Source organism: Paracoccus niistensis (assembly GCF_042432925.1).
In the GTDB taxonomy this organism is placed as follows: Bacteria; Pseudomonadota; Alphaproteobacteria; order Rhodobacterales; family Rhodobacteraceae; genus Paracoccus; species Paracoccus niistensis.
In genome coordinates this window covers 89,416-110,412 of sequence record NZ_JBHLWE010000041.1, presented here as the reverse complement: position 1 = coordinate 110,412, position 20,997 = coordinate 89,416, and the positions used below count along the sequence as shown (strand labels likewise).

General features: G+C 68.5%; 18 protein-coding genes. 15 read left to right on the top strand and 3 right to left on the bottom strand.

Annotated features, from left to right (window positions below; translation table 11 throughout):
* Window positions 1-13: 13 nt before the first annotated feature.
* Entirely contained in the window at window positions 14-2,251 is a 2,238-nt protein-coding gene (locus tag ACFFII_RS13700) for a 4Fe-4S binding protein (protein ID WP_377699434.1), read from the bottom strand.
* A 165-nt stretch (window positions 2,252-2,416) separates the two neighbouring features.
* On the opposite strand from ACFFII_RS13700, the gene ACFFII_RS13695 reads away from it, so the two are divergent.
* The 10 genes from ACFFII_RS13695 to ACFFII_RS13650 all read left to right on the top strand — a co-directional run bounded on the left by ACFFII_RS13695 (window position 2,417) and on the right by ACFFII_RS13650 (window position 11,783).
* Window positions 2,417-4,456 (top strand): cytochrome D1 domain-containing protein, encoded by a 2,040-nt coding sequence (locus tag ACFFII_RS13695; RefSeq protein WP_377699433.1) that lies wholly within the window; start codon window positions 2,417-2,419, stop codon window positions 4,454-4,456.
* An 80-nt stretch (window positions 4,457-4,536) separates the two neighbouring features.
* Window positions 4,537-5,322: a uroporphyrinogen-III C-methyltransferase gene (gene cobA, locus ACFFII_RS13690; RefSeq protein ID WP_377699432.1), complete on the top strand. Its 786-nt coding sequence runs from the start codon at window positions 4,537-4,539 to the stop codon at window positions 5,320-5,322.
* Window positions 5,315-5,635, top strand: a complete 321-nt coding sequence (locus ACFFII_RS13685; RefSeq protein ID WP_377699431.1) for a c-type cytochrome — start codon at window positions 5,315-5,317, stop codon at window positions 5,633-5,635. Before cobA ends, ACFFII_RS13685 begins: the two co-directional genes overlap by 8 nt.
* On the top strand, window positions 5,632-6,828 hold the full coding sequence (locus ACFFII_RS13680; protein WP_377699430.1) for a cytochrome D1 domain-containing protein: 1,197 nt from the start codon (window positions 5,632-5,634) through the stop codon (window positions 6,826-6,828). The genes ACFFII_RS13685 and ACFFII_RS13680 overlap by 4 nt, the downstream gene beginning before the upstream one ends.
* A complete protein-coding gene (gene ahbB, locus ACFFII_RS13675; RefSeq protein WP_377699429.1) occupies window positions 6,825-7,805 on the top strand; it encodes a siroheme decarboxylase subunit beta in 981 nt (326 codons plus the stop codon). The genes ACFFII_RS13680 and ahbB (ACFFII_RS13675) overlap by 4 nt, the downstream gene beginning before the upstream one ends.
* Entirely contained in the window at window positions 7,802-8,284 is a 483-nt protein-coding gene (locus tag ACFFII_RS13670) for an Lrp/AsnC family transcriptional regulator (protein ID WP_377699428.1), read from the top strand. The genes ahbB (ACFFII_RS13675) and ACFFII_RS13670 overlap by 4 nt, the downstream gene beginning before the upstream one ends.
* A complete protein-coding gene (ahbB, locus tag ACFFII_RS13665; protein WP_377699427.1) occupies window positions 8,281-8,766 on the top strand; it encodes a siroheme decarboxylase subunit beta in 486 nt (161 codons plus the stop codon). Before ACFFII_RS13670 ends, ahbB (ACFFII_RS13665) begins: the two co-directional genes overlap by 4 nt.
* A 12-nt stretch (window positions 8,767-8,778) precedes the next feature.
* Entirely contained in the window at window positions 8,779-10,002 is a 1,224-nt protein-coding gene (nirJ, locus tag ACFFII_RS13660) for a heme d1 biosynthesis radical SAM protein NirJ (RefSeq protein ID WP_377699426.1), read from the top strand.
* The gene (locus tag ACFFII_RS13655) at window positions 9,977-11,569 is read left to right on the top strand and encodes a cytochrome D1 domain-containing protein (protein WP_377699425.1); all 1,593 of its coding nucleotides are present in this window, start codon (window positions 9,977-9,979) and stop codon (window positions 11,567-11,569) included. The genes nirJ and ACFFII_RS13655 overlap by 26 nt, the downstream gene beginning before the upstream one ends.
* Before the next feature lie 52 nt (window positions 11,570-11,621).
* Window positions 11,622-11,783 carry a hypothetical protein gene (locus ACFFII_RS13650; protein WP_377699424.1) on the top strand — a complete coding sequence of 54 codons (162 nt, stop codon included), beginning with the start codon at window positions 11,622-11,624 and terminating at the stop codon, window positions 11,781-11,783.
* Here the strand turns inward: ACFFII_RS13650 and ACFFII_RS13645 are convergent.
* Both ACFFII_RS13645 and ACFFII_RS13640 read right to left on the bottom strand, forming a co-directional pair.
* Window positions 11,780-13,183 (bottom strand): coniferyl aldehyde dehydrogenase, encoded by a 1,404-nt coding sequence (locus ACFFII_RS13645; RefSeq protein WP_377699423.1) that lies wholly within the window; start codon window positions 13,181-13,183, stop codon window positions 11,780-11,782. The two genes, ACFFII_RS13650 and ACFFII_RS13645, sit on opposite strands and share 4 nt — an antisense overlap.
* A gap of 186 nt (window positions 13,184-13,369) precedes the next feature.
* On the bottom strand, window positions 13,370-13,975 hold the full coding sequence (locus ACFFII_RS13640) for an outer membrane protein (RefSeq protein ID WP_377699422.1): 606 nt from the start codon (window positions 13,973-13,975) through the stop codon (window positions 13,370-13,372).
* Between the two features lie 408 nt (window positions 13,976-14,383).
* Here ACFFII_RS13640 and ACFFII_RS13635 point away from each other — a divergent pair, with 408 nt between their 5' ends.
* Genes ACFFII_RS13635 through ACFFII_RS13615 form a run of 5 tightly spaced genes read left to right on the top strand, consistent with a single transcriptional unit; the run spans window position 14,384 to window position 20,943 of the window.
* The gene (locus ACFFII_RS13635) at window positions 14,384-16,258 is read left to right on the top strand and encodes a TRAP transporter large permease (RefSeq protein WP_377699421.1); all 1,875 of its coding nucleotides are present in this window, start codon (window positions 14,384-14,386) and stop codon (window positions 16,256-16,258) included.
* 26 nt (window positions 16,259-16,284) lie between these two features.
* The gene (locus ACFFII_RS13630) at window positions 16,285-17,301 is read left to right on the top strand and encodes a TRAP transporter substrate-binding protein (RefSeq protein WP_377699420.1); all 1,017 of its coding nucleotides are present in this window, start codon (window positions 16,285-16,287) and stop codon (window positions 17,299-17,301) included.
* A gap of 1 nt (window position 17,302) precedes the next feature.
* Window positions 17,303-18,157 (top strand): IclR family transcriptional regulator, encoded by an 855-nt coding sequence (locus ACFFII_RS13625; RefSeq protein ID WP_377699419.1) that lies wholly within the window; start codon window positions 17,303-17,305, stop codon window positions 18,155-18,157.
* 3 nt (window positions 18,158-18,160) lie between these two features.
* Entirely contained in the window at window positions 18,161-19,330 is a 1,170-nt protein-coding gene (locus ACFFII_RS13620; protein ID WP_377699418.1) for an acetyl-CoA acetyltransferase, read from the top strand.
* The gene (locus tag ACFFII_RS13615) at window positions 19,327-20,943 is read left to right on the top strand and encodes an acyl-CoA synthetase (RefSeq protein ID WP_377699417.1); all 1,617 of its coding nucleotides are present in this window, start codon (window positions 19,327-19,329) and stop codon (window positions 20,941-20,943) included. Before ACFFII_RS13620 ends, ACFFII_RS13615 begins: the two co-directional genes overlap by 4 nt.
* Window positions 20,944-20,997 lie beyond the last annotated feature (54 nt).

The window sequence follows — 20,997 nt, the reverse complement described above, 5'->3', positions numbered from 1 at the left end:
GAAGCGGTCATGGTCATGACGTCACCTGCTGGGACCGGAAGGCCGGCGGTTGGTCTGAGCCCGGCGCCGCGGCGCCGGCATGGGCGCCCGCAGGCACCTGGGTGGGTTCGAGCGGCGGCGGCACGGGGCCGGTCGCCGGGGCGGTCGGAATGGGCGGGGCCTTGAATCCGCCGCCTGCGCCCCGCGCCCGGCGCTTGAGGACGGGACAGGTGTTCTCGTCGTCCATGATCGTCTGGCAGCGCAGGCATAGAACGCATTCGTTGGGGTTGATGCGCCCCAGCGGGTCGATGGCGCCCATCGGGCATTTCGTCTCGCACAGGCGACACTCGCGCCCGCACTGGGGCCGGCGCTTGAGCCAGTCGAAGACCTTCAGCTTGGCCGGGATCGCGAGCCCGGCGCCCAGCGGACAGACATAGCGGCAGAAGAAGCGCTCGATGAAGAGCCCCGCGCCCAGCAGCGCCAGCGCATACAGCACAAAGGGCCAGGGCCGCAGGAAATACATCGAGATCGCGGTCTTGAAGGGCTCGGCCTCGGCCAGGACCAGCGACCGCTCCATCGAATAGAAGGACAGCGCCACAATGGCGACGAACAGCGTGTACTTGATGACCCACAGCCGTTCATGCAGCGCCTGCGGCACGGCGATCTGGCGGACCCCCAGACGCTGGGCGGCGGCATTGGTCAGTTCCTGCAGCGCGCCGAAGGGGCAGAGCCAGCCGCAGAAGACCCCGCGTCCCCAGAACAGCATCCCAAGCGCCACGGCCGACCACAGCACGAAGATCAGTGGGGCCACCAGGAAGGTTTCCCAGCGGAAGCCCGACAGAAGCGCGTGCAGGAAGGCCACCACCTGCACGATGGACAGCTGCGCGTTCAGCCCCCAGCCCAGCACGACCAGCGTCACGAACAGGTAGACCAGCCGCACGCGCCGCCACAGCCCCGCGCGGCGCACCAGCCATTCCTGCCCGAAGAGGATCAGCCCCAGCACCCCCAGCATCGCGCCCACCACGGCGATCTGCGGCTTCTTGGCCTGCCAGAACTGCTGCCACAGCGGGATCTCGGGCACGGGCGGGGACAGGCGGAAGGCCTCGGGCACGCTCACCTGCGCGGACAGCGGAAGGGACAGGGTGCCGCCGTCGGCGGCGGGGCGGGTGGTGGTGACGGTCACGGTGAAGGGCTGCGTCAGGTCGATGCCGCCGCGTTCCGGGTCGGCGTCGATGCGGAACACGCTGCGTTCCGTGAAGGACGGCGCGCCCTCGGCGGCGATACGGTTGACCTGGGTATAGCCCTCGGCGGTGGGGGTCAGGGTGACCTCACCCTGCGTCACGGCGATCCGCTCGAAGGTTCCGGCGCGCTTCCAACCGGTGCCGCGATGGCCGGTGGCCCCGCGCGAGAAGACCGCCAGCAGCGCCTCGCCCGAGGCCCGGGCGCCCGCGACGGCGTTGAAGGGCTGCTGGCCCAGCAGGTTGCGGCCCGCCGTGGGGGTGTCGATGATGCCGGTCCAGAATTCTAGGAACGGCTTGTCCGAAGGGGTCGGCACCTGCCGCGCCCCGGCAAAGGCCTGCGCGGCATCCGCCATGCTGGCGCGGGCATGGGACAGCGCGCCCATGGACTCCAGCGCCGCCCAGTCGGCGGGCGCATAGGTCACGCGGTCGATCACCCCGCCCTCGCCCTGCGCCGTGCCCAGGATGCGCGCGGTCCGCAGGATGCCGTCGCGGATCACCCCGGTCGAGACGGTGGCGCGGGAAATCACGTCCGGCAGGCCCTCGGCGCCGTCGCCGGACTGGTTCGTGTCATAGCCGCGGAACCCGTCCACATAGGCCGCGATGTCAGCGTCCGAGATGCCCAGCGTCAGCACGGGCTCGGCATGGCGCATCAGCCGCGCGCCTGCCACCCGCCCGTCGGGCGTGACTGCCACCAGCACGTCCAGCGGACGCCCCGAATAGCCGGTCGAGTTCGCCAGCTCCCAGGTCGAGCCGATCAGGCCCAAGGGATCGCCGTCGGCCTCGACCCGCCAGCCGGGAACGGGGGCCTCCTGGCGCGCGACGGTGGGCTGGCGCCCCGGGGGCAGCTGGAACAGCGCGGCGGCAAGGCCCGCATCGGGGGCTGCGGGCGCGATCGCCTGGGCGGGCGCCGAAGAACCGGAAGCCGGCGCTTGAGCCGTCGCCGGGACCGGCACCAGGGACAGGGCCGCCAGCGACAGGATCGCGGCGGCGCGGGCAAGGCGGCGAAGGGGCGCGGGCAGGTTCATGGACATTCCCTGATGGACCCAGCGATCCTGCGGGCGCGGCCAGACGCCACAACCGCAGGAAGAACACAACACTCGCCCGGAACTTCAGCGCGTGCCTTAACCGAAGTCAAAGACTTGTGATCTAGGGGCGCTAACGTCATCCTCGCCTCACCAGCAGAATGGAGAATCTTCATGAAGTTCCCAGCGCATACGGCCAGGACATCGCTTCTGGCGTCTGCGGCTCTGGCCATGGTGCTCGGCGCGGGCATCGCGGCGGCCCAGACCGCCGCGCCTGCCCCCGCCGCACCTGCCGAAGCGACCGCCCCGGCGAATGACAGCGCGGCCCCCACCACGGCCACGACCGAGACCGCCCCGGCCGACGCGCAGGCGCCGACCGACGCCGCCGCCGGAACCCAGTCCGCCCGCGAGGCGGCCGGCACGGAAGCCGCAGCCGAGTTGAACACCGTCGAAGGACCGGTCGCCGGCCCCGACACACCGGTTGAAGAACTGCCGCGCTCGGAAGGCGCACAACTGCCCAGCGAGGAACACAAGGCCGTCGAGTCGGAGGTTCAGGACCACACCTCGAAGCCCCAGGACCAGTACGAGCCGGCCCTGACCACGCTGTCGCAGGAATCGCTTCCGGCCCCCGGGGCGCCGGAAGGCATTCCGGCCCTGACCCAGGCGCAGTTCGACGAGGCGAACACCATCTACTTCGAGCGTTGCGCGGGCTGCCACGGCGTGCTGCGCAAGGGCGCGACCGGCAAGCCGCTGACGCCCGACCTGACGCGCGAGCTGGGCTTCGACTACTTGCACAGCTTCATCGAATACGGCTCTCCGGCCGGGATGCCGAACTGGGGCACCTCGGGCCAGCTGACGCCCGAGCAGGTGACGCTGATGGCGAACTACCTGCTGCTGGACCCCGCCTCGCCGCCCGAGTTCGGGATGCCCGAGATGCGGAACAGCTGGAAGGTCATCGTTCCTCCGGAACAGCGTCCGACCGAGAAGCAGAACGACTGGGACCTGGAAAACCTGTTCTCGGTGACACTGCGCGACGCGGGCCAGATCGCCCTGATCGACGGCGGCACCTACGAGGTCCGCAAGGTCCTGGACACGGGCTATGCCGTGCACATCAGCCGGATGTCCGCCTCGGGCCGCTATCTGCTGGTCATCGGCCGCGATGCCAAGGTGGACATGATCGACCTGTGGATGGAGGATCCCTCGATCGTCGCCACGATCAAGATCGGCGCCGAGGCGCGTTCGGTCGAGACCTCGAAGATGGAAGGCTGGGAGGACAAGTACGCCATCGCCGGCGCCTACTGGCCGCCCCAGTACGTCATCATGGATGGCCAGACGCTCGAGCCGCTGAAGATCGTCTCGACCCGCGGCAACATCTATGACGAGCAGACCTACCACCCGGAACCCCGCGTGGCGGCGATCCTGTCCTCGCACTACCGGCCCGAGTTCCTGGTCAACATCAAGGAAACCGGCAAGATCCAGCTGGTGGACTATACCGACCTGAAGAACCTCAAGGTCACGGAAATCGAGGCCGAGCGCTTCCTGCACGATGGCGGCCTGGATTCGACCAAGCGCTACTTCATCACGGCGGCGAACGCGCGCGGCAAGCTGGTGGTCATCGACACCAAGGAAGGCAAGCTGGCGGCGATCACGGACACCGGAGGCGAGACCCCGCACCCGGGCCGGGGCGCGAACTTCACCCATCCGACCTTCGGGCCGGTCTGGGCGACCTCGCACCTGGGCGACGAATCGGTGGCCCTGATCGGCACCGATCCCGAAGGCCACCCGGACAACGCCTGGAAGATCGTGGACAGCTTCCCGGCGCTCGGGGGCGGCTCGCTCTTCGTGAAGACGCACCCGAACTCGAAATACCTGTATGTCGACGCCACGCTGAACCCCGACGCGGCCGTGTCCGGTTCGGTCGCCGTCTTCGACACCACGCAGATGAAGGGCGACGGCTCGGATCCCGAGATCATCACCCTCAACATCGCGGAAATGGCCGAGATCACCGAAGGCCAGCCGCGCGTGGTGCAGGGCGAGTTCAACAAGGACGGCACCGAGATCTGGTTCTCGGTCTGGAACGGCAAGGACCAGGAATCGGCCATCGTCGTGATCGACGACAAGACCCTGGAACTGAAGAAGGTCATCAAGGACGAGCGCCTGGTGACGCCGACCGGCAAGTTCAACGTCTACAACACCCAGAACGACGTCTACTGATCGTCGGAACGCAAGAAGGGGCGCGCAGGCAGACTGCGCGCCTCTCCATCCCCAGCAGAAAGCCGCAAGGGAACAGGCATATGGCGGGCAAGGTCTATCTCATCGGCGCAGGACCGGGCGACCCCGAACTGTTGACGGTCCGCGCGATGCGCCTGCTGCAATCGGCCGAGGTCGTCGTCCACGACCGGCTGGTTAGCCCCGAGATCATGGCGCTGATTCCCGCCGCCGCTCGCTGCATTTCCGTCGGCAAGTCCGCAGGCTTCCATTCCGTTCCCCAGGACCAGATCAACGAGCTTCTGGTGCGCCTCGCCCGCGAGGGCCACACCGTGCTGCGCCTGAAGGGGGGCGATCCCCTGATCTTCGGCCGCGGCTCGGAAGAAGCCGAGGAACTCGCCGCCGCCGGCATCACCTATTCCTATGTCCCCGGCATCACCGCCGCGCAGGGGGCGGCCGCTTCGACCGGCGTGCCGCTGACCCATCGCGGGCTCGCCACGGGCGTGCGTTATGTCACCGGGCACCGGGCCCGCGACGAGGTGCTGGACCTCGACTGGCAAAGCCTCGCCGACCCCGACACCACGCTGGTCGTCTACATGGGCGCCGCGAACATGGCCGAGATCGCCGCCCGGCTGATTGCCGCGGGAATGCCCGTGGACCTGCCGGTGCTGGCCGTGGCCCATGCCACCACCCCGCGCGAGGCGCGGATGCTGTCGAACCTCACCCAGATCGGCGCCGACCTCGCCCGCGCGCCGATGGAGGCGCCGGTCCTCTTCATGATCGGCCGGGTCGCCGGTCTTTACGACACCGCCGCCCTGCCCCTGCCGCGCGAATTGCGTGCGGCGCACCTGCGGGTCGTCGGAAATGGCTGACGCCGGCCTGATCGCGGCTGCCCTTGCGGCCGTGGCCTCGGTTTCGCTGGCGTCCGAGATTTCCCCGCAACGGCAGGCCGAGCTTGAGCACATGGTGGTCCAGGACTGCGGCTCCTGCCACGGCCTGACGATGAAGGGAGGCTTGGGCAAGCCCATCACCCCCGCCGACCTGAAGGGCTTTGACCCCGAGGGGCTCGCCGCGATCATTCTCGATGGCGTGCCCGGCACGGCGATGCCGCCCTGGCGGCCCCTGATCTCGGAAGCCGAGGCGCTGTGGATCGCCGACTACCTGAAGACGGAGAAGACCGAATGATCCGCGCCTGTCTTGCCGCGCTTGCCCTGATCGCCCCTGCCGCCGCGCTGGCGCAGACGGCTGCACCAGTGCCGGCGACCCTGCCCGGTCCCGCCGAGGGGCCGCGCGGCACGGGTGACCTGGGCGTGGTGATCGAGCGCGCGACGGGCTCGGTCCTGGTCGTGGACCAGTCGGACCGCGCCGCGCTCTGCCGGGTCGAGGGGCTGGGGGATCTGTCCCATGCCTCGCTGACCTTCTCGCCCGACGAGCGTTTCGCCTATGTCTTCGGCCGCGACGGCGGGCTGTCCAAGGTGGACATCCTGACCTGCACGCTGGAAAACCGCATCGTGCAGGGCGGCAACGCCATCGGCGGCGCGATCTCGGACGACGGCAGGCTGGTCGCGGTGTCGAACTACGAACCCGGCGGGGTCAAGGTCTTCGACGCGGACACGCTGGAGCAGGTCGCGGACGTGCCCATGGGGTCCAAGACCGTGGGGCTGGCGGATGCGCCCGGCTCGCGCTTTGTCGTGGCGACCTGGGACACGGGCGAGGTCTGGGTGCTGGACCACTCGGAAGACCCCGCGAACCCGCAGGTCACGAAGATCGAGGGCGTGGGGGCGAACCCCTATGACGCGCTGATGACAGCGGACGGGCGGACCTATATCGTCGGGCTTTTCGGGGAAAAGGGCCTGACCACCATCGACATGTGGGCCGACCCGCCCCAGCCGCGCCGCATCCTGCCCGACTATGGCAAGAACCAGCCCGACCTGCCCGTCTACAAGATGCCGCATCTGCAGGGCTGGACGCTGGCCGGGTCCACCTATGCCCTGCCCGCCGTGGGGCTGCACCAGGTCCTGTGGGTGGACGCGGCCAGCGGCGAGGAAACCGGCCGCACCGATGTCGCGGGCCAGCCCGTCTTCGTCACGGCCCGGCCCGACGGGCGCGAACTGTGGGTGAACTTCGCCACCCCTGACAACGGCACCGTGCAGGTGATCGACAGCGTGACCCACGAGGTCAGGCAGACACTGCAACCCGGCAAGGGCATCCTGCACATGGAGTTCACCCCGCGCGGGCGCGAGGTCTGGCTGTCGGCCCGGGACGACAACAAGGTGGTGATCCACGACGCCCGCACCTATGAAAAGCTTGGAGAGATCGAGGCCCAGGCCCCGTCCGGCATCTTCTTCACCGCCCGCGCCCACAGGACCGGCCTATGACCGAGCTTTCGCCCGACTGTCTCGACACCCGCCTGCTGGACGAGTTCCAGCGCGATCTGCCCCTGGTGTCCCATCCCTTCGCCGCCATGGCCGAGGCGCTGGGGACGACCGAGGCGGACGTGCTGGAGCGGCTGGAACGGTTGCAGGACTGCGGCCGGATCAGCCGCGTGGGCGCGACCTGCCGGCCGAACACGGCGGGCGCCTCGACGCTGGCCGCGCTGGCGATCCCCGAGGACCGGATCGAGGAGGTCGCGGCCATCGTCGGCGCCGAGCCGGGCGTGAACCATTCCTATCTGCGCGAGGACCACTGGAACCTGTGGTTCGTCGCCACGGCGCCTTCGGACGCCGAACTTGCCGCCGCGCTGGCTCGGATCGAGGCGGCCTCCGGCCTGCCGGTCCTGTCGCTGCCGCTGGTGCGGCCCTTCAACATCGACCTGGGCTTCCGCCTGCGCGGCCCGCGCCAGCCGCTGGGGCTGGACCGCGCGCCCGACATGGAGGTGCTGCGCGAGGACGACCGCCCGCTGATGCAGGCGCTGTCCGAGGGGCTGGACCTCGTGCCCGCCCCCTTTGCAGCGCTGGCCGAACGGCTGGGCCGCGAGGAAGCCGAGATCATCGCCCGCATCGGGGCGCTGGCCGAGGCCCGCATCCTGACGCGCGTGGGCGTGATCGTGCGCCACCGAGCGCTCGGCTGGGCGGCGAACGCCATGGTGGTGTGGCAGTTGCCCGAACAGGCCATCGAAGCTGCGGGCCGCGCCTTGGCGCAGGTGCCGGGCGTGACGCTCTGCTACCAGCGCCGGCTCGTGACGGGTGTCTGGGACTGGCCGCTTTTCTGCATGATCCACGCACGGTCCCGCCCCGAGGCGATGGAGGTTCTGGACCGCGCCCGGACCTTGCCGGAACTGGCAAATGTCCCGCACAAGATCCTGTTCTCGACCCGCTGCTTCAAGCAGCGCGGCGCATTGATCGAGGCCGCATGACCCGTCCCTCCCGCACCGTCCTGCCGCCCGAGGCGCTGGACCCCACCGACCGCGCCATCCTGAACGCCCTTCAGGACGGCTTTCCCCTGACACCCCGCCCCTATGACGACGCAGGCGCGGCGCTGGGCATCACCGGGGACGACCTGATCGCCCGCTTGGCCCGCCTGCGCGATCTCGGCGCCATCACCCGCTTCGGCCCCTTCTTCGACGCCGCCGCCATGGGCGGGGCCTTCTGTCTTTGCGCAATGGCCGTGCCGGTGGATCGCTTCGACGAGGTCCTGACCAAGGTCAATGCGCATCCCGAGGTCGCGCATAACTATGAACGCACGCACGCGCTGAACATGTGGTTCGTGCTGGCGACCGACTCGCCCGAGGGGATCGAGCGGACGGCGCAGGCGATCGAGGGCGAGACGGGGCTGAAGGTGATGCTGTTTCCCAAGCTGGAAGAATATTTCATCGGCTTCCGGGTGCAGGCATGACCGCGCTGGACCCCATCGACCGCGGCATCATCCGGGCCACGCAAGCGGGCCTGCCGCTGGTCGCTGCGCCTTACGCGGCGGTGGCCAAGGCCGTCGGGCTGACCGAACCCGAGGTGATCGCCCGCATGAAGGCGATGCAGGATCGCGGCATCATCCGCCGCATCGCGGTCGCGCCGAACCATTATGCCCTTGGCATGACCGCCAACGGGATGAGCGTCTGGGACGTGGCCGACGACCGCATCTCGGAACTGGGCGCCCGGATCGGCGCGTTGCCCTATGTGACCCATTGCTACCAGCGCCCGCGCGCCCTGCCCGACTGGCCCTACAACCTGTTCGCCATGCTGCATGGCGAAAGCCGCGCGGAAGTCGAGGGGAAGCGCGCCGAGGTGGCCGCGATTCTGGGCGACGCCTGCCGGGGCCACGACATCCTCTATTCGACCCGCATCCTGAAGAAGACCGGGCTGCGCCTGCGCGATGAATGAAAGGGGCCGCCGATGTTCCGCCTGACCCAGTACATGCACCAGCTTGTGGAACCCACGCCCGTCCGGCGGCGGGGAACGCCGGGCTCGGTCAAGCCGGTGGTGATCTGGAACCTGACCCGCACCTGCAACCTCAAGTGCCGCCACTGCTACACGGTCAGCTCGGACCACGTCTTTCCGGGCGAGCTGACGCATGAGCAGGCGCTGGGCGTGCTGGACGACCTGTCGGCCTTCCGCATCCCCGCGCTGATCCTGTCGGGGGGAGAGCCCCTGTCCCGCTTCGACTTCTGGGAACTGGCGGAACGCGCGCGGCAACTCGACTTCCGCCACCTGTCGCTGTCCACCAACGGCACGAAGCTGGGCGAGCCGGGCGTGGCGGACCGCGTGGCGGCGCTGGGTTTCGATTACGTCGGCATCTCGCTTGACGGGATCGGGGCCACGAACGACTGGTTCCGGGGGGTCGAGGGCGCCTTTGCCAATGCGCTGGCGGGCGTGCGCGCCTGCAAGGCGCGGGGCGTCAAGGTGGGCCTGCGCTTCACCATCACGAAGGACAACGGCGACCAGCTGCCGCTGATGCTGGACCTCTGCGAATCCGAGGGCGTGGACAAGTTCTACCTGTCGCATCTCGTCTATGCCGGCCGCGGCGACAAGCACCGGGGCGAGGACCAGGAGCACGCCCATACCCGACGCGCCATGGACCTGCTGATAGAGCGCGGCTGGGACGCGGTCTCGAACGGCCGGCCGCTGGAGATCGTGACCGGCAACAACGACGCCGACGCCGTTTGGTTCATGCGCTGGGCCGAGCGGAACTTCGACGCCGCCACCGTGGCCCATGTGCGCGAGCATCTGGTGGCCTGGGGCGGCAACTCCTCGGGCCTCGGCGTCGCCAACATCGACCCGCAGGGCAAGGTCCATCCGGACACCTACTGGTCGGACTACACGGTGGGCTCGGTCAAGGAAAAGCCGTTCACCGAGTGGTGGACGGGCGACGATCCCATGCTGGCGACGCTGCGGACCCGGCCACGCCCGCTGAAGGGGCGCTGCGGTGCCTGCGCCTTCAAGGACGTCTGCGGCGGCAACACCCGCATCCGCGCCTTGCAGCTGACTGGCGACCCTTGGGCCGAGGACCCGGCCTGCTACCTGTCCAATGCCGAGATCGGGGTCGAGGACGATCTCGAACGCCTGACCGTGAGACCCTTCCGTGGAAAGAGCCATGACCCCGCGCATCGTTTCTTCTGAAAGACGCCTCCGGCGGGGATACTTGAGGCCGAAAGACATCGCGATCGTTGCTGTTCTGGCGCTGCTGCCCACCGGAGGCTGGGCCGATGCGGCCGCGGATTACGCCGAGCATTGTGCCTCGTGCCATGCCGAGAACCGGCTGGGCGGCACCGGCCCCGCGCTGATTCCCGAGACGCTGACGCGGGCGAAGAACCTGGACCAAGTGATCGCCCACGGCCGTCCCTCGACGCAGATGACGGGCTTCGCCGACCAGCTTTCGCCCGAGCGCATCGCCGCGCTGGTCGAGTTCATCAAGGCGCCGCTGGCCGAGACGCCAAGCTGGACCGTGGCCGACATCGAGGCCAGCCGCGAGATGGTGGCGGACTACACCCCAGCCGAAAAGCCGGTCTTCACCGCCGATCCCATGAACATCACGCTGGTCGTGGAAACCGGCGACCATCATGTCAGCGTGCTGGACGGCGATACCTTCGACGTGCTGGACCGCTTCGGCACGCCCTATGCGGTGCATGGGGGGCCGAAGTTCTCGCCTGACGGACGTTACGTCTTCGTCATGTCCCGCGACGGCTGGGTCGAGAAATACGACATCTGGTCGCTCAGGGAGGTCGGCCGCGTCCGCGCGGGCCTCAACAGCCGCAACATCGCCATGAGCCATGACGGCCAGTGGCTCGCCGTCGCCAACTACCTGCCGCAGACGCTGACGATCCTGTCCACCGAAACGCTGGAGCCCGTGCGCGTGATCGACGTCGCGGCGAAGGACGGCACCCCCAGCCGGGTCAGCGCCGTCTACCAGGCGCCCGAGCGGAAAAGCTTCATCCTCGCGCTGAAGGACGCGCCCGAGATCTGGGAGGTGGCGACCGACCCCGAGGCCGGGCCCTTCTACGACGGCTATGTCCACAGCTTCGAAAAGGACGCGACCGAGGCCTTCGGCGCGCAGGAGGGGCTGTTCGCCCGCCGCCGCATCCGCACCGAGGAGCCGCTGGACGATTTCTTCTTCGACCCCGGCTACAAGAACCTGATCGGCACCAACCGCGAGGGCACCAAGGGCGTGGTCATCAACCTGACCAGCGGCGGCAAGGTGGCCGAGCTGCCGCTGCCGGGGATGCCGCATCTCGGGTCCGGCATCACCTGGGACCGGAACGGACACAAGGTCATGGCAACGCCGCACCTGGACGAGGGCGTGCTGTCGGTGATCGACATGACCGACTGGACTCTGGTCAAGCAGATCAAGACCAGTGGCCCTGGCTTCTTCCTGCGCAGCCACGAGACCTCGCCCTATGTCTGGGCGGATGTGTTCTTCGGCCCGCACAAGGACGAGGTCCATATCATCGACAAGCAGACGCTGGAGATCGTCAAGACCGTCAACCCCGCCCCCGGCAAGACCGTGGCCCATACCGAGTTCACCAGGGACGGCAAGTATGCCCTGGTCTCGATCTGGGAGGACGACGGGGCGGTGGTCGTCTATGATGCGAAGACGCTGGAGGAGGTCCGGCGGCTGCCGATGAGGAAGCCCTCGGGAAAGTACAATGTTTGGAACAAGATCACCTTCTCGGACGGAACCAGCCACTAAAAGGAACCTGTGGCGGCTGGGTCTGATCCTGTCGCCCTTCGTCTGGGGGGCGGTGGCGATCAACCTGTTCATGCTGGGGCTGATCTCGGCCTCGGCCGGCGGGCCCAGCCTGTCGCCGGTCGCCACGCTGATCGTCGCGGTGCCGCTGACGATCCCCGCGACATGGCTCGCCGCCCGCTGGGTCGGCGGGCTGATGGACGAGGCGGAGCGCTAGCGCCCGGCGCTGCGGCGCGCGAAGGCCAGCATCGCGCCGATCAGCCGCCGGCGTGCGCCCCAAGGCGGCCGGACAAGGCCCGTGGTGGCAAGCCGCGGCTGCACCATCACCGGGCGCTTCTTCGAGAAGCGCGCGAAACCGTCGAAGCCGTGGTATTCGCCCGTTCCGCTGGCCCCCACCCCGCCAAAGGGCAGGTTCAGCTGGCCCACGTGGAACATGCAGTCGTTGAAGGTCACACCGCCCGACATGGTGGAGGCCAGCACCCGATCCTGCCGCGTCCTGTCGTCATCGAAGTAGTAGAGCGCGAGCGGCCTCGGCCTTGCGTTCACGAAGGCCAGCGCATCGTCCAGTGTCGGCGCAGGGATGACCGGCAGGACGGGGCCGAAGATCTCCTCGTGCATGAGGGCGCTGTCCTCGGGCGGGTCGAAGACCAGCGTCGGCGGCATGAGGCGGCCGTTCGCACCGGCAGGCACGGGTGCCAGTTCAACGAGGCGGGTGCCGCCTTCGCGCGCCTCGGCCACAAGACGCTGCAATCGGGCGAGATGCCGGTCCGAGATGATCCGGGCATAATCCCCGTTCAGCCCGTTCGGGAACATGGCGGCAACGGCGCGGCGGGCCTGCGTTTCGAAGTCCTCCATGCGCCCGGGCGGGACCAGCGCATAGTCGGGGGCGACGCAGGTCTGGCCCGCGTTCAGCAGCTTGCCCGTCATCAGGCGCGGCAGGGCACGGCTCAGGTCGGCGCTGTCGTGCAGGATGGCGGGCGACTTGCCGCCCAGTTCCAGCGTGACCGGGGTGAGGTTGTCGGCGGCGGCCCGCATCACCTCGCGCCCCACGCGGGTCGAGCCGGTGAAGACCAGGTGATCCAGCGGCAGGCGCGTCAGGGCGCGGGCAACCTCCGCATCGCCGGTCACGACCGCGACCTGTTCAAGCGGGAAGGCTTCGGCCAGCAGCGCGGCCAGCGCCTCGGCCGTATGCGGCGCAAGCTCGGAGGGCTTGAGCAGCACGCGGTTGCCGGCGCCCAGCACATCGACCATGGGGCCGAGCGTCAGCAGGACCGGATAGTTCCAGGCGCCGATCACCCCAACCACGCCCAAGGGCTGGTATTCGTAGAAGGCCCTTGCCGGCCACAGGAAGCGAGAGCCCGCGACCCGGCGGCGCCGCATCCAGCCGCGCAGGTGGCGACGGGCATGGGCGATCTGGTCGTAAAGCGGCAGCAGTTCCAGCAGGCGCGTTTCGGCAGCGGGGCGGCCGCCGAAATCGGCATCCACGGCGGCGATCAGGCGGGCCTCATGCGCACGGACCGCGGCTGCGAGCTGCGCCAGCGCATGCTGCCGCCGTTTCAGGTCGGGACGCGGGTCTGCCGCGAAGCCTGCATGCTGGCGCCTGAATATCTCGGCCAAGGTCATTCGCACCTCCGAAGCAGGTACATCAAGCGGGAGATCGGAAAGTCGATCTGTTAATACATCAAGATTACGTGCGATCAATTTCACTTGAAACCGGAAAATGTCGAATTAGACAGATCCGAGATTAAAGATAAAAAAGGGTGCCGCATTTGCAGCACCCAGGAGAGGCAGGAGAGAAGCCGATCAGAAACGGAACGCGGCGTTGAGGCTGAGCGTGTCGAGATCAACGTCGATGTCCGAGCCCGCGCCAGCGTCGAACTCGAAGTTGTTGCGCATCCACTCGGCGCCCAGCATGAAGCGCGGCGTCGCCATGTACTTGACGCCGAGGCCGAAGCCGACGCCCGTTTCGCTTTCCTCGTCGTCGCCGAGGTCGATCTCGAGACGGCCCAGACTGATCGCAGCGTAGGGCAGCAGCTTGCCCGCGTCGTAACCGGCAAGCAGCTTGCCGCGCAGCAGGTTGCCGTCGCCATCGACGTCGATGCCCGCGACGTCGAAGTCGTCCAGCTTGTCATAGGACAGCTCGGCGCCGCCGACGAAGCGGCCGAAGTCGCGCAGGTAACCGGCATGGACGCCGTAGTTGTCGCCATCGACGTCAATGCCGTCGATATCGGCTTCGGTCTTGCCATACTGCAGACCGGCATAGAAACCGGTCCAATCGCCGGTGGGCTGTTCGGCCGCGACAACGACCGGGGCGGCAGGTGCCACTTCGACGACCGGGGCGGCATAGCCACCGGCCATTGCAGCGGCGGCGCTGCCGGAAATAAGAGCCGCGAGGAAAGTGGTCTTCATCATGGATAAACTCCGAGGTCCGTTGAATGCAGGTCAATTAGCCTTTCGGTTTTCAATTGTCATTAACCACTTATTAACAGTTTCGAATTTGTTGCATTTATATCACGAGATCTGTGGCCTGTCCGCCTCTGCGACCTTGGTCCGAGGTGTGCAGGCCGGGGCCGACAGGTTCTTGGCAGCTGTCCGCTTCTTCCCACCTGCGCAGCCGCAGGCGAGAGCCGAGGAAAGGCAGCGCAAGATCGGAAAGCCCTACTTGGCTTCGACAGAGGTTTCATAGCGTGGAATGACCCTCTTCAAGCAATTTTATGGCTTGCCGCGTCCTTTGCGGATGGTGTTCATTGCCGGGCAGAAGAAAACCACCTGTCGCTCCATCATATGGAACGCATGTGGAGCAGAGGGGGACAGGGCATGGAACTGGCCGAACAGCCCGGCGCCGAGGTGGCGCTGGGCGGCATCGAGACGCTGACCGAGCCGAAGAAGGCCGAGGCCTGGATGCGGCCGGTCGAGCTTGCCGCCGCGGCCCTTTTGGCGGTGATGATGGCAACGGTGCTGGCCAATGTCGTCTGCCGCTATGTCCTGCATCAGCCGCTGGTCTGGGGCGACGAACTCGCCTCGCTGGCCTTCATCTGGATGGCGATGCTGGGCTCGGCCGTCGCCGTTGACCGGCACGAGCATCTGCGCCTGACGATCTTCCTGCCGCTGATCCCCGCGCGCATCCGGGGGTGGGTCGAGGTCGCGGGGCTGGTCGTCACCTGCATCTTGCTGCTGCGCCTGCTGCCCGAGGCGGTCAGCTACGCCTATGAGGAATCCTTCGTCACCTCGCCCGCGCTGGGGCTGCCGATGTCCTGGCGCGCCTCGGCCCTGCCCGCCGGGATCGGGCTGATGGCGCTGCTGATGGTCCTTGCCACCGTCCGCACCCGCAACTGGGGCGCGATCCTGTCCTCGCTGCTGCTGGTCGGGGCCCTCGCGGGGCTGCTGTGGGCGGGGAAACCCACTCTTGCCAGCTTCGGCAACTGGAACTTGCCGATCTTCCTCGGGCTGGTCGTGGCACTTCTTCTGGCCATCGGCGTGCCCATCGCCTTCTGCTTCGCCACGGGGACGCTCGCCTATCTGACCTTCGCCAGCAACGCGCCGGTCTTCGTGATGATGGGGCGCATCGACGAGGGGATGTCCTCGCTGATCCTGCTGTCGGTGCCGGTCTTCGTGCTCTTGGGCTGCATCCTCGACGAGACCGGGATGGGCCGGGCCATCGTGAACTTCCTCGCCTCGCTTCTGGGCCATGTGAAGGCGGGGATGAGCTATGTGCTGCTCGGCTCGATGTTCCTCGTTTCGGGGATTTCCGGGTCGAAGGTGTCGGACATGGCAACGGTAGCCCCGGCGCTGTTTCCCGAAATGCGCCGGCGGGGCCATTCGCCGGCCGAGATGACGGCGCTGCTGGCCACCGGCGCGGCCATGGCCGACACGGTGCCGCCGTCCATTGTGCTGATCGTGCTGGGCTCGGCGGCGGGCGTGTCCATCGCGGGCCTGTTCAAGGCGGGCTTCGTCATCGCCATGGTGCTGCTGCTGGTGCTGGCGATCCTCGCGCGCTGGAAGGCGCGGGACGAGGACATGACCGGCGTCCGCCGCGCCCGCCCCGGCGTCATCGGGCGCACCCTGCTGGTCGCGGCGCCCGCGCTGGTCCTGCCCTTCCTGATCCGCAGCCTCGTCGGCGGCGGCATCGCCACCGCGACCGAGGTTTCGGCCATCGCCGTGGTCTATGCCTTCGGGATCGGCGTGGTCCTTTACGGCGGCATCCCGCGCCGGCGCATCGTGCCAATGCTGGTGGAAACCGTCGCCATGTCGGGCGCGATCCTGCTGATCCTCGGCACCGCCTCGGCCATGTCCTGGGCGCTGACGCAGTCTGGCTTTGCCCGCGACCTGACCGCGATCATGACCGGCCTGCCGGGCGGGGCGGTGATCTTCATGCTCGCGTCCATCGTGATCTTCCTGATCCTCGGCTGCGTGCTGGAAGGGCTGCCTGCCATCGTCCTTCTGGCGCCGATCATGTTCCCGCTGGCCCGCGCCCTGGGGCTGAACGACATCCATTATTCCATGGTGATCGTGACCGCGATGAACATCGGGCTGATGGCGCCGCCCATCGGCATCGGCTTCTACATCGCCTGCAAGATCGCGGGCATCTCGCCCGACGCCGTGATGGGCCGCATCTGGCCCTACCTTGTCGCGCTGCTGGTGGGCCTTGGCGTGATCGCCGCCGTGCCCGCCATTTCCACCGCCTTCATCTGAAGCAGTTCTCTGGGAGGAGACAACCCGTGAAAACCAACCGCCGCACCCTGCTGATGGGGGCCGCCGCCCTCGGCCTTGCCGCGCCCTTCATCCGTCCCGGTGCCGCCCGCGCGGCCGAGTTCACCATGAAGCTGGCCAACAACCAGCCGATGACCCACCCGACCAACGTCCGCGCCGCCGAGGCCGTGGCGAAGATCATGGAGGAGTCGGACGGGCGCGTGGACATTCAGGTGTTCCCCTCGAACCAGCTGGGCGCGGACACCGATGTGCTGGGGCAGCTGCGCTCGGGCGGGGTCGAGTTCTTCCTGCTCTCGCCGCTGATCCTGTCCACCCTGATCCCGAACGCCGCCGTCAACGGCGTGGGCTTCGCCTTCCCGAACTATGACGCCGTCTGGTCCGCCATGGACGGAGAGCTTGGCGCCTATGCGCGCGCCGAGATCGAGAAGGGCGGGCTGATCGTGCAGGAGAAGATCTGGGACAACGGCTTCCGCCAGACCACCTCGTCACGCGGGCCCATCGCCGCGCCCGCCGATTTCGAGGGCATGAAGATCCGCGTGCCTGTCTCGCCGCTGTGGACCTCGATGTTCACGGCGCTCGGCGCGGCGCCGACCTCGATCAACTTCGCCGAGGTCTATTCGGCGCTGCAGACGGGGATCGTGGACGGGCAGGAAAACCCGCTGGCGATCATCTCGACCTCGAAGCTCAACGAGGTGCAGAAGTTCTGCTCGCTGACCAACCACATGTGGGACGGCTTCTGGATGCTGGGCAACCGCCGCGCCTGGGGCGCGCTGCCCGAGGACCTGCAGGCCATCGTGTCGAAGAACTTCAACGACGCGGCCATGGTCCAGCGGCAGGACGTGATGGCGCTGAACCAGTCGCTGCGTGACGATCTGGAAGCGGCGGGCATGACCATCAACGAGGTCGATCCCGCCCCCTTCGAGCAGAAGCTGCGCGAGGCGGGCTTCTATGCCGAATGGAAGGGCAAGTTCGGCGACGAGGCCTGGGCGATCCTGGAACGCTCGGTCGGCCGGGCGCTGGCCTGACATGGCGGCGCAGGCGTCCTTTTTTGCGGCCTCTCTCGCCCCTTCGGGCGGGGCGCAGGCCGTGGACCGGGCGCTTGCGCTTCTGGCCGCCGTGGGCCGCGCCCCGCCCGAGGGCTCGTCGCTCGCGGCGCTGGCGCAGGCGGCGGGGGTGGCCAAGCCAACCGCCCGCCGGCTGCTGATCTCGCTGATGGGCGCGCACCTGGTCGAACAGGACGCGGGCACGCGGGCCTATCACCTGGGCACAGGCGCCTTTCTTCTGGGCCTCCGGGCCGGGCGGCGGCATGACATGGCGGAACAGGCCGCCGATTGCGTGGCCCGGCTGGCGCGGGACAGCGGCGACAGCGCATTCCTGCTGGTGTCGCAGGGCGACGAGGTCGTTTGCCTGATGCGCGAGGAAGGCGCCTTCCCCATCCGCACCCATGCCCTGCTGGCGGGCGACCGCAATCCGGCGGGCGTCGGCGCGGGCGGCATCGCCCTGCTCGCCGCCCTGCCGCCCGACGAGGCCGTCGCCACCCTTGACCGCATCGCGCCCGCGACCTTCGCCCGCATGGGCGAGGCGGCGGCATATCTGCCCGCCGACGTGGCGCTGGCGCGGGAACGCGGCTTCGCGCTGAACCCCGGCCGGGTCGTGCCGGGCAGCTGGGGCGTGGCGGTGCCGGTCCTCTGGCCCGACGGCCGCCCCGCCGCCGCCCTGACCATTGCCGCCATCGACAGCCGCATGGGGCCTGCCCGTCAGCCGGAACTGGTCCGCTTGCTGCGGACCGAGGCCGCGCTGATCGAGGCGCGCCTCGCCCGCCCTCTCACCCCCGGCGCGACGCCCGCGCCGCAACCGACGCTGCGCACCGCAAGAGGATAAACCATGACCGAACCGCTGATCGTGGGCTGGGCCCACACCCGCTTCGGCAAGTCCGAGGCCCCCGACACCACCGCCCTGATGGCCGAGGTCGCGGGCCCGGCGCTCGCCCATGCCGGTGTCACCGCCGAGCAACTGGACGGCATCTTCGTCGGCGTCTGGAACAACGGCTTCTCGCGGCAGGACTTCCAGGGCGCGCTGGTGGCGATGGGAACGCCGGAACTGGCGGGCGTGCCTTTCATGCGGACGGAAAACGCCTGCGCCACCGGCTCGGCCGCGCTGTATGCCGCCGCCGACTTCATCGCCTCGGGGCGGGGCCGCATCGCGCTGGTGATCGGGGCCGAGAAGATGACCGCGACCCCGGTGGCCGAGGTCGGCGACATCCTTCTGGCCGCCAGCTATGTCCCCGAGGAGGCCGATGTGGAAGGCGGCTTCGCGGGCGTCTTCGGCCAGATCGCCAACACCTATTTCCAGCGCCACGGCGACCGGTCCGAGGAACTGGCGATGATCGCCGCCAAGAACCACGAGAACGGCACCCGCAACCCTTATGCCCATATGCAGAAGGACTTCGGGGTCGAGTTCTGCAACACGCCGTCCGACAAGAACCCCCGCGTGGCGGGGCCGCTGCGGCGCACCGACTGCTCGCTGATCTCGGACGGAGCGGCGGCGATCGTGCTGGCGGATGCCGAGATGGCGGAACAACTGTCCCGCGCGATCCGCTTCCGCGCCCGGGCGCAGGCGGGCGACGTGCTGGCCCTGTCCCGCCGCGACCCTATCGCCTTCGAGGGGGCCCACCGCGCCTGGGCGCAGGCGCTGGATCAGGCGGGGGTCCAGATCATGGATCTCGACCTCGTGGAAACGCATGACTGCTTCACCATCGCCGAGATGATCGAATACGAGGCGATGGGCCTCGCCAAGCCCGGCGAGGGCTGGAAGGTCGTGCGCGACGGCACCACCCGCATGGATGGCGCGCTGCCGGTGAACCCCTCAGGCGGGCTCAAGTCGCGCGGCCATCCGATCGGCGCGACGGGCGTCAGCCAGCACGTCATGGCCTGCCTGCAATTGGCCGGGGAAGCGGGCGGGATGCAGGTGCCCGGCGCGAAGCTCGCCGGTGTCTTCAACATGGGGGGCGCGGCGGTCGCCAACTACTGCTCGATCCTCGAGAGGGTGAAATGAACGACGCGACCCTGCCCGCTGCGGGCGTTGCTGCGAAGGCCTTGCCGGTGTCCACGCGGGTGATGAACCTCGCGACGTTCCTGACGCAGTCCGCCCGCCGCCTGCCCGACGAGATCGCGCTGGTCATGGGCGAGCGCCGCTGGACCTGGGCCGAGTTCGAGGCCCGCACCGATGCCTTGGCCGCTGCCCTTCAGGACCGGCTGGGGCTGAGGAAGGGAGACCGGGTGCTGTGCCAGTCGCAGAACTGCCCCGAGATGATGCAGGCCATGTTCGCCGTCTGGCGCGCGGGCGGCATCTGGGTGCCCGCGAACTTCCGCCAGACGCCCGACGAGGTCGCCTGGCAGGTGCAGGCCTCGGGCGCGGTGGGGATGGTCTGCAACGCGGCCTTCCCTGACCATGCGGCGGCCTGCGGCGATCTGGGCTTCACGCTCTCCATCGGCGGGAACGGCTTCGGCACCTCTCTCGAGGCGCTGACCGAGGAGTACATGGGCCAGCGCCCGCAGGTGGCGGTGGTGGACCGCGACGATCCCTGCTGGTTCTTCTTCACCTCGGGCACCACGGGGCGGCCCAAGGCCTCGGTCCTGACCCACGGGCAGATGGCCTTTGTGGTCACGAACCACTTGGCCGACCTGATGCCGGGACTGACGCCGCAGGACGCCTCGCTGGTGGTGGCGCCCCTGTCGCATGGCGCGGGGGTCCACCAGCTGACGCAGGTCGCACGCGGGGTGAAGACGGTGCTGATGCCGTCCGAGAAATTCGACGTGGAGACCGTCTGCGCCCTGATCGCGGAATGGCGCGTTTCGACCATCTTCACGGTGCCCACGATTCTCAAGCTGATCGTCGAGCATCCGGTGGCGGCCTCGGCCGACCGCTCCTCGCTGCGCTATGTCATCTACGCGGGCGCGCCGATGTATCGCGAGGACCAGAAGCGCGCGCTGGAGGTGCTGGGGCCGGTGCTGGTCCAGTATTTCGGCTTGGGCGAGGTCACCGGCGCGATCACCGTCCTGCCGACATACCTGCACAGCGCCAGTGACGACGGCCTGACCGGCAGCTGCGGCTTTGCCCGCACGGGTGTCGAGGTGCAGGTGCAGGACGACAGCGGCAACGAACTTGCCCCCGGCGAGACGGGCGAGATCTGCGTGACAGGCCCCGCCGTCTTCGCGGGCTACTGGAACAACCCCAAGGCCAATGCGGAATCCTTCCGCAATGGCTGGTTCCGCACGGGCGATCTCGGCCACATGGACACGCGCGGCTTCTTCTACATCACCGGGCGGCGGTCGGACATGTTCATCTCGGGCGGCTCGAACGTCTATCCGCGCGAGGTCGAGGAGAAGATCCTGACCCACCCTGCCATCAGCGAGGTCGCCGTGCTGGGGATGCCCGACCCCCTGTGGGGCGAGGTCGGCTGGGCCGTCTGCGTCCCGCGCGAGGGCGCATCGGTCACGGCCGAGGACCTGGCCGCGCATCTCGACGGCAAGCTCTCGCGCTACAAGCTGCCGCGCCGCTTCGTGATGTGGGACGCGCTGCCGAAATCGGCCTATGGCAAGATCACCAAGAAGATGATCCGCGAGGAGCTTGAGCGGCGCGAGTTGTCCGGGGACGCGCAGGCATGACCTTGGAACTGGCCGGGGGCTTGCAGGACTCGGAGTCCCCGAAAACAGGAGTGG